The organism is Exiguobacterium qingdaonense (genome assembly GCF_018617855.1).
Taxonomy (GTDB): Bacteria; Bacillota; Bacilli; order Exiguobacteriales; family Exiguobacteriaceae; genus Exiguobacterium; species Exiguobacterium qingdaonense.
On sequence record NZ_JACSKY010000017.1, the window covers coordinates 24,693 to 32,054 of the forward strand.

Below are 7,362 nucleotides of genomic sequence, written 5' to 3' on the forward strand. Positions count from 1 at the left end.
TCACCTCTTTCCTCAATTGTATAAGGAAAGGGATGGAAAAGGAAGGAGCGAGTGTCCCGTGATTGTAGGAATCGGAATCGATATCATCGAGCTTGAGCGGATGGCTCGCTCGATGAAACAACCGCGTTTTTTGAAACGTCTGTTAACAGATGAGGAATATGAGTTGGCTCAACACTACCCGGCCCAGCGCCAAATCGAATTTGTCGCCGGTCGTTTCGCCGCGAAAGAAGCTTACGCCAAGGCGGTCGGTACTGGAATCGCACACGGTCTGTCATGGCGTCACATTGAAGTTTTACCGGATGAAACGGGGCGACCTGTCATGACCGCACCGTTTTCCGGTCGGATTCATGTCAGCATCAGCCATAGTCAAACATACGCCATCGCACAAGTCATCTTAGAAGAGGAGGGGCAACATGTTTCGTCCTAGTCGAATCGAGATTGATCGGGCGGCCATCGCCCATAATATAAAAGAACTAAAGAGCCGGATCCCACAGGACATCATGGCGGTCGTCAAAGCGAACGCCTACGGTCATGGAGCTGTCGAAGTAGCGAATATCGCCCTAAAGAACGGGGCGACGATGCTCGGGGTCGCTCTATTAGAAGAAGCAATTGAACTTCGGGATGCAGGAATCGAAGCACCGATTTTAGTCATGGAGGCGCAATTTCCCCAGTATGCAGGGATTGCAGCGGAACAGGATATTACGTTGTCTGTCTTTTCGGCCGAATGGTTAAAAGAGGCTACTCCTTATATAGAAGAAAAGCCATTGACGGTCCATGTTAAAGTCGACACAGGAATGGGGCGTCTCGGTCTTCGTACGCGAGAGCAGCTTGATGCGTTGCTTGAAGAAGCGGGCGATACCTTTGTGATAGAGGGCATCTATACCCATTTTGCGACAGCCGATGAACTAAATAGCGATTTGTACTATACACAACAAGAGCGTTTCGAACGTTTGATGGATGGACTTCACGAGCGATTCCGTTATATTCATACGTCCAATTCAGCCGGGGCCATCCGAATGGCGGGTCAAGACGTTCCTTATAATCTCGTTCGCGTTGGCATCGCCCTATATGGCCTGTATCCGTCAAAAGAGCTGGAGACACTCTACACGTTCTTACGGCCGGCTTTCGTGCTGAAAAGTCAGCTCATGCAGGTGAAACTGTTAGAGGCAGGTCAGACAATCAGTTACGGCGCGACTTATACGACGACCGAAGATGAATGGATTGGTACCGTCCCTGTCGGATATGCGGACGGATGGCTACGAAAAGCGAGTGGGTTTGAAGTCGAGGTGGGTGGTATCCGTTGTCCGATTGTTGGGCGCGTCTGTATGGACCGTTTCATGATCCGACTTCCGAAGGAGTTTCCTGTCGGGACGGATGTGACGCTCGTCGGTGGGAATATCGACATTGATGAACTGGCCGCTCATCTCGAAACAATCAATTATGAAATCGTCTGTCAGTTCACAAATCGACTGCCGCGTCACTATGTATGAAGAGAGAATCGTGTGAAATTATCTGAATTCTTTCTTGATTCCTCTATATTTTCCCATTCCTGCGTGTTATATTGATAAAGAACGCGGGATATGTTCCGCCAGTCCATGAAACGATTCTGGAGGTGTAAGATGTTGAAGCAGCGAACTGCGGGTGCGCTAGCGTCCGTCCCAGATCGGTTCTCGCAACAAGGGGGTCCGATTTCGATGAAAGACCGTGAAACACTGTCCTTGAACGATGTAGTGACATACTTGTCTAAAGAAATTGCTGATCGACAACAAACACTGCGTGAAGAATTGGCGAAAGGCTATCAAGAGATGGCCGCGTTTAACTTGAATATGGCAGAAGAGATGCTCACGATTGAAGCCGAAGCCGAACGCGCTCTCTTACGTCAAGTAAGTGGGGTGTGAGCAGCGTGATCGTAAAGCGTGGTGACGTGTTTTATGCGAATCTGTCGCCCGTAGTCGGTTCAGAGCAAGGTGGCGTTCGTCCTGTTCTCATCGTACAGAACGACATCGGCAATCGCTTTAGTCCGACCGTCATTGTCGCTGCGATTACAGCTCAGATTCAAAAAGCAAAACTGCCGACTCATGTAGAGGTATATCAAGAGAAGCACGGACTCGAACGAGACTCTGTGATTTTACTTGAACAGATTCGAACGATTGACAAGCGTCGTCTGACGGATAAAGTCACTCATCTCGACGATGAGACGATGCATAAAGTTGACCGAGCGCTAGAGATTAGTATGGGATTGATTCCTCTCTAGCCTTACATAGATCAAGACTGGTACATAGGTATCAGTCTTTTTTTAAACAATTTGTAAAAAGAAGTTTATAATTTTGTTGATGGGGAATTTAATTTAATCGTACTCAATTTTTCTGTACGGACATTTAGGAGGGAATAGACGATGGATTTAGCGATTCGTGAGCAAGTTATTGGAGAACAATTACACCTTTACGTATCCGGAGAAGTGGATACATATACTGCACCAAAACTGAAAGAAGTGTTGCATCCGGCCATCAGCGAACAAGACGTGGTCGTTCATTTAGATGAAGTGGAGTATATGGACTCGACAGGTCTCGGTGTATTCGTTGGAGCGTTGAAAATTGCGACGCGCAACGAAAAGGAGTTGTCACTTGTCGGGGTCACGGATCGTGTCAATCGCTTGTTCGAATTGACAGGTCTTCACAAACTTCTTTCAATTAACTCAAACGTAAGAGGTGGCACGCAATGAACAATGTTGAACAGACGGTCATGACGTTCCCGGCCAAACCAGAATATGTCGGTGTGGTTCGATTAGTCGTTTCAGGAATCGCTAACCGTATGGGATATACGTACGACGAGATCGAGGATATTAAAATCGCGGTTTCGGAAGCATGTGGTAATGCAGTCCAACATGCCTATGAAGAACATCAAGATGGAGAGGTCAAACTCGCGTGTGACGTATATGCAGATCGTCTTGAAATCACGATTGAAGATTCAGGCAAGACGTTCTCAGATGATGTGAAGCGTCAAGCGGCTCCGGTCGAAGAGACGACAGAGATCGAATCGCTCCATGAAGGAGGACTTGGTCTCTTCCTTATCGAAGCGTTAATGGACGATGTCTCGATCAATAAAGACAACGGTGTCAAAGTGACGATGACAAAACTCCTTAACAGGGACGAGGTGGATCAGAGTGCCAGCAAAATCTCAACAACGCCATCACAGTGATGACGAGGTACTAGAGTGGATTGAACGCTACCAACAAGACGATCAAAACGAAGAAGTGCAAATGCTGCTCATCAATCGCTATTCAGATCTCGTTGAAGCACTCGCCCGTAAATTTTCGCGAGGTCGGGCGATTCATGACGACCTCGTACAAGTTGGGATGATTGGGCTACTAGCGGCACTTCGTCGGTTTGACCCGGAGTTTGGACGCAGTTTCGAATCGTTTGCCGTCCCGACGATCATCGGAGAAATCAAGCGATTCATCCGTGATAAGACATGGAGTGTTCACGTTCCGCGTCGGATTAAAGAGCTCGGACCAAAGATTAAGAAGACGGTTGAAGAGTTGACGACCGAATTGCAACGTTCACCACGGATCGATGAGATTGCCGATCATCTCGGTGTATCCGATGAAGAAATTCTTGAGACACTCGAGATGGGTAAGAGTTATCAAGCGCTGTCGGTCGACAGTTCGATTGAAGCGGATAATGAAGGTAGTACGGTCACGCTACTCGACTTGGTCGGGAGCCAAGAGCGTGGGTACGAATCGGTCGATCAACGCCTCATTCTAGAAAAAGCGTTCAATGTCTTAAATGAGCGGGAGCGCGCCATCTTGGAATGCGCCTACTATAAGAACATGAGCCAAAAAGAGACGGGAGAACTTCTCGGTATCTCGCAGATGCACGTCTCCCGGTTGCAACGGCGAGCACTCGAAAAATTGCGTGAAGCGATTAAAGTCCCACTCAATGAAGTATTCTCAAGCGATGACTAATCGAGTCATCGCTTTTTTGTTTGAATGTTTGCTACACTTTGAAAGAGATCAAAAAAGGAAGTGATTCAAGTGATTACGAAAGTGGCTAACGCGTTAAACTTGAAAGTGAACCAAGTCGAGACGGTACAACAGCTCGCATCTGAAGGGGCGACGATTCCGTTCATGGCCCGTTATCGGAAGGAAATGACGGGGAATCTTGACGAAGTTGAAATCAAAGGGATTTTGGATGCCCTTCAATATGAAGAGAGCCTGCAAAAGCGAAAAGCAGATGTCCTTGCCAAGTTAGAGGAACTGGAAAAAAGCACCCCTGAACTAACGAAAGCGTTAGAGGCTGCGACAACTCTCCAACAAGTCGAGGATATCTATTTACCCTATCGTCCGAAACGACGGACGAAAGCGGAACAAGGGCGCGAGAAAGGGCTACAGCCGCTTGCGGATTGGTTCCGTGACAAATCTCCATATTCACCTGATCAGGTAAAAGAGCTTGCGCAAGAAGTCGAGTTGGAAGAGGCGATGCTGCTCGTACGTGCGATCATCGGAGAAGAGTGGGGCGAGGAAGCGAAACTGCGACAAATGCTCCGTGATCGTGTACGCAAAGAAGGACTCTTGCGCTCGAAGAAGAAAAAACAAGCGGAAGACGAAAAAGAGATTTTTGCGCAGTACTATGAATATGAAGAGAAGATTGCTGGCATTGTCCCACACCGTGTACTCGCTTTGAACCGTGGGGAACGCACAGACGTGCTCCAAGTGAAAGTGGTATTCGACGAGACGCGCTTCATGGATCAAGCCCTCCGTACATACGAACGACTGCCGAAAGAAAAACGTGAGGTTGTCGAGGCAGCTGTGACAGAGGCGTACAAGAAATCGGTCTTCCCGGCCATCGAACGGGAGATTCGTGGTGAGTTGACAGAAAAGGCTGAAGAGCAGGCTATCGATGTCTTCTCGAAAAACTTAAAGCAACTTTATATGCAGCCGCCGCTTCGCGAGGTCGTCGTCTTAGGAATCGACCCGGCTTATCGAACCGGCTGTAAATGGGCAGTCGTCAATGAAATCGGAAAAGTCGAAGAGGTCGGCGTCTTCTATCCGACCGCACCGAAACACGATATCGCCGGTGCTGAAAAAGTGTTGACGAGACTCGCGAAGACATATCCGATCTCGGTCATCGTCGTTGGTAACGGAACTGCATCGCGAGAGACGGAACAGTTCGTCGCCGACTGGTTGAAGAAAGCGGAACGCGATATTGCTTACGCGATCGTGAACGAAGCGGGGGCGAGTGTCTACTCGGCATCGGAAGTCGCACGAAGTGAATTTCCGGACCTGAAAGTCGAGGAACGGTCAGCCGTCTCGATTGCACGCCGAATTCAGGACGCGATGGCAGAACTCGTCAAAGTCGACCCGCAATCAGTCGGTGTCGGACAATATCAGCATGACGTCAGCCAAAATAAATTGAAGGCCTCTTTAGAGTTCGTCGTCGAGAGCGTGGTCAACATGGTCGGAATCGACGTGAACCGTGCTTCCGAGTCTTTATTGACGTATGTCTCGGGCCTGAATAAAACGACGGCAAAAAACATTGTGGCATATCGTGAAGAGAATGGACGCTTTGAAACGAGAAAGGAAATCAAGAAAGTACCTCGTCTCGGAGCGAAGGCGTTTGAACAGGCGGCTGGATTCTTACGGATCATGAACGGAAAGGACGTTCTCGACCAGACAGAGATCCACCCGGAGAGTTATTCACTTGCGTTATCGATTTTAAAAGAGATTGGCTCTTCGAAAGCGGAAGTCGGTACATCTCTGCTCAGGGAACGTCTGCAGCAAGTCGACGCTAAAGCGTTAAGTGGACAATTAGGGGCGGGTCTTCCGACCGTCGAAGACATCTTGAAGTCGTTAGCCAAACCAGGGCGTGACCCGCGAGAAGATATCCAAAAACCGTTACTGCGTACGGACGTCATGAGTCTTGAAGATCTTCAAGTCGGCATGGAGTTCCAAGGGACCGTCCGAAACGTCATTGATTTTGGCGCATTCATAGATATCGGGGTGAAGCAGGATGGTTTGGTCCACATTTCGAAATTATCGAATCGTTACGTGAAACATCCATTAGACGTCGTGGCGGTTGGTGACATCGTGACCGTGTGGATCGAACAGGTCGATGTGAATCGGGGACGAATTAGTTTAACGATGCTTGCTCCGAGCAGTTAATAAGAAGAAACTCGAATCAGGTAAAATGTTTTTCATTTTACCTGATTTTTTTCAGAAAAAGTGTTGACGGTCTTTTTGTGCCGTGATATCTTATAGAAGTCGCCGAGAGACGGCATGCGAAATAAACGTTTTTCTAAGAAAGTGATTGACAGGTTTCTGGTTTGCGGTTACAATATAAATCGTTACTTCGATAATTTCAAGCAACGTTCCGCAATAGCTCAGTGGTAGAGCAACCGGCTGTTAACCGGTAGGTCGTAGGTTCAAATCCTACTTGCGGAGCCATTTTATTTTGGAGACGTACCCAAGAGGCTATAAGGGGCTCCCCTGCTAAGGGAGTAGGCTGGGAAACCGGTGCGAGGGTTCGAATCCCTCCGTCTCCGCCACTTAAAATTACTTAGAAGACACATACTGGCCCGTTGGTCAAGCGGTTAAGACACCGCCCTTTCACGGCGGTAACACGGGTTCGAATCCCGTACGGGTCACCAATATGGAGGATTAGCTCAGCTGGGAGAGCACCTGCCTTACAAGCAGGGGGTCGGCGGTTCGATCCCGTCATCCTCCACCATTTCAAATAAAAACGTAATCTGGTCTTGTGGTGTAGGGGTTAACATGCCTGCCTGTCACGCAGGAGATCGCGGGTTCGAATCCCGTCAAGACCGCCATTTACGTTGGGCTGTAGCCAAGTGGTAAGGCATCGGATTTTGATTCCGACATGCGAAGGTTCGATCCCTTCCAGCCCAGCTTTTATTTGAGTCATTAGCTCAGTTGGTAGAGCATCTGACTTTTAATCAGAGGGTCGCAGGTTCGAGCCCTGCATGACTCACCATTTTCCTTTTTAACTTTATACGCTGCGGTCGTGGCGGAATCGGTAGACGCGCTAGGTTGAGGGCCTAGTGGTGGTTAACACCGTGGAGGTTCAAGTCCTCTCGACCGCACCATATGCACCCTTAGCTCAGCTGGATAGAGCGTTAGACTACGAATCTAAAGGCCGGGAGTTCGAATCTCTCAGGGTGCACCATTCTTTTTATGGGCCTATAGCTCAGCCGGTTAGAGCGCACGCCTGATAAGCGTGAGGTCGGTGGTTCGAGTCCACTTAGGCCCACCATTTAAACTGACGAACTTTGAAAACTGAACGATGAGGCAAAAATAAGTTTTACAATTTTTGAATGAAGCGCAAGCTTCGTCAATCTAAGAGCTATATC

The 7,362-nt window shown here is 48.6% G+C and carries 8 protein-coding genes and 10 tRNA genes; all 18 read left to right on the plus strand.

Translation table 11 applies throughout. The features are described 5' to 3' along the window. Nucleotides 1–58 precede the first annotated feature (58 nt). Nucleotides 59–427, plus strand: a complete 369-nt coding sequence (gene acpS / locus KNP00_RS13315) for a holo-ACP synthase (protein ID WP_215146074.1) — start codon at nucleotides 59–61, stop codon at nucleotides 425–427. Further along, nucleotides 414–1,490 (plus strand): alanine racemase, encoded by a 1,077-nt coding sequence (alr, locus tag KNP00_RS13320; RefSeq protein ID WP_215146076.1) that lies wholly within the window; start codon nucleotides 414–416, stop codon nucleotides 1,488–1,490. The genes acpS and alr overlap by 14 nt, the downstream gene beginning before the upstream one ends. A 129-nt stretch (nucleotides 1,491–1,619) precedes the next feature. Further along, nucleotides 1,620–1,898: a hypothetical protein gene (locus KNP00_RS13325; RefSeq protein WP_215146078.1), complete on the plus strand. Its 279-nt coding sequence runs from the start codon at nucleotides 1,620–1,622 to the stop codon at nucleotides 1,896–1,898. 5 nt (nucleotides 1,899–1,903) lie between these two features. Then, on the plus strand, nucleotides 1,904–2,254 hold the full coding sequence (locus KNP00_RS13330) for a type II toxin-antitoxin system PemK/MazF family toxin (protein WP_026824472.1): 351 nt from the start codon (nucleotides 1,904–1,906) through the stop codon (nucleotides 2,252–2,254). Nucleotides 2,255–2,395: 141 nt separating this feature from the next. After that, a complete protein-coding gene (locus tag KNP00_RS13335) occupies nucleotides 2,396–2,722 on the plus strand; it encodes an STAS domain-containing protein (RefSeq protein WP_015880558.1) in 327 nt (108 codons plus the stop codon). After that, complete coding sequence (gene rsbW, locus KNP00_RS13340; RefSeq protein WP_215146080.1) at nucleotides 2,719–3,198, plus strand: anti-sigma B factor RsbW; 480 nt, start codon at nucleotides 2,719–2,721, stop codon at nucleotides 3,196–3,198. The genes KNP00_RS13335 and rsbW overlap by 4 nt, the downstream gene beginning before the upstream one ends. Next, the gene (gene sigB, locus KNP00_RS13345) at nucleotides 3,164–3,964 is read left to right on the plus strand and encodes an RNA polymerase sigma factor SigB (RefSeq protein WP_015880560.1); all 801 of its coding nucleotides are present in this window, start codon (nucleotides 3,164–3,166) and stop codon (nucleotides 3,962–3,964) included. Before rsbW ends, sigB begins: the two co-directional genes overlap by 35 nt. Nucleotides 3,965–4,033: 69 nt before the next feature. After that, nucleotides 4,034–6,160 (plus strand): Tex family protein, encoded by a 2,127-nt coding sequence (locus KNP00_RS13350; protein ID WP_215146082.1) that lies wholly within the window; start codon nucleotides 4,034–4,036, stop codon nucleotides 6,158–6,160. Nucleotides 6,161–6,367: 207 nt separating this feature from the next. Then, nucleotides 6,368–6,442 (plus strand) — tRNA-Asn (locus KNP00_RS13355). Nucleotides 6,443–6,451: 9 nt separating this feature from the next. Beyond that, nucleotides 6,452–6,543: transfer RNA gene (locus KNP00_RS13360), tRNA-Ser, on the plus strand. 27 nt (nucleotides 6,544–6,570) lie between these two features. Then, a tRNA-Glu gene (locus KNP00_RS13365) sits at nucleotides 6,571–6,645 on the plus strand. A gap of 4 nt (nucleotides 6,646–6,649) precedes the next feature. Further along, nucleotides 6,650–6,725 (plus strand) — tRNA-Val (locus KNP00_RS13370). 21 nt (nucleotides 6,726–6,746) lie between these two features. Beyond that, nucleotides 6,747–6,822: transfer RNA gene (locus tag KNP00_RS13375), tRNA-Asp, on the plus strand. Nucleotides 6,823–6,829: 7 nt separating this feature from the next. Continuing rightward, nucleotides 6,830–6,901 (plus strand) — tRNA-Gln (locus KNP00_RS13380). Nucleotides 6,902–6,910: 9 nt separating this feature from the next. Then, nucleotides 6,911–6,986, plus strand: a tRNA-Lys gene (locus KNP00_RS13385). Between the two features lie 24 nt (nucleotides 6,987–7,010). Further along, nucleotides 7,011–7,098 (plus strand) — tRNA-Leu (locus KNP00_RS13390). A gap of 3 nt (nucleotides 7,099–7,101) precedes the next feature. Further along, nucleotides 7,102–7,178: transfer RNA gene (locus KNP00_RS13395), tRNA-Arg, on the plus strand. A gap of 10 nt (nucleotides 7,179–7,188) precedes the next feature. Then, nucleotides 7,189–7,265 (plus strand) — tRNA-Ile (locus KNP00_RS13400). The last annotated feature ends 97 nt before the right edge of the window (nucleotides 7,266–7,362 follow it).